The sequence below is a fragment of the Paraburkholderia bannensis NBRC 103871 genome, assembly GCF_000685015.1.
Classification (GTDB): domain Bacteria; phylum Pseudomonadota; class Gammaproteobacteria; order Burkholderiales; family Burkholderiaceae; genus Paraburkholderia; species Paraburkholderia bannensis.
The window spans coordinates 1-668 of the sequence record NZ_BAYA01000100.1 but is presented as its reverse complement, the minus strand read 5'-3'; the positions used below and the strand labels follow the sequence as shown (position 1 = coordinate 668).

The 668-nt window shown below is 57.0% G+C and carries 1 pseudogene; it reads right to left on the bottom strand.

The features are described 5' to 3' along the window. Positions 1–70 precede the first annotated feature (70 nt). A pseudogene (locus BBA01S_RS48400) lies at positions 71–635 on the bottom strand (ATP-binding protein). Positions 636–668 lie beyond the last annotated feature (33 nt).

Below are 668 nucleotides of genomic sequence, written 5' to 3'. Positions count from 1 at the left end.
TGTTGATTTGCAGTAGAAACTGACCCACTTTTTGCATCTAAAACTGACCCACCCTCGTGGCGCAGAATCGTCACTCCTGCGCGTCAACTTCTTCGTCTTTTGTAGTCTTTGGTGAGGTTTTTCGGGACGTGGTCCGCTTTGTGGGTTGTGCTGCTGTACTGTTTTTGAAGCGCCACGAATCATTGCCCGTTTCCACGATATGGCAGTGGTGTGTGAAGCGGTCAAGCAGAGCAGTGGTCATTTTTGCATCGCCGAACACGCTCGACCACTCGGTGAAGCTAGAAGCGCACGCGCTTTGCGTGGTGTTGCACGGCCTCGATGCCAAGCGACGTAGCCAGATGTGTTTTGCCAGTGCCCGGGCCGCCGATGAACACGACATTCTGTGCCGATTCGCAGAACTGCAGCGTGTGGAGTTCACGTACGAGCGGCTCGTCCGTGCTGGCCTGTTCGAAGTCGAAGCCAGCGAGGTCGCGATGCGCTGGGAATCTCGCGGCGGTCATCTGGTAGTTGATGGACCGAACCAGTCGCTCGGCCGTCTCGGCTTTTAGCAGCATCTGCATGAACTTCTCCGGTTCAAACTCGTTGTGCCGCGCCTGGGCGACCAGCTCGGGCCACGCCTGCGCCATCCCATGCAGCTTGAGCGACTTGAGCTGCGCTGCAGTTTCATT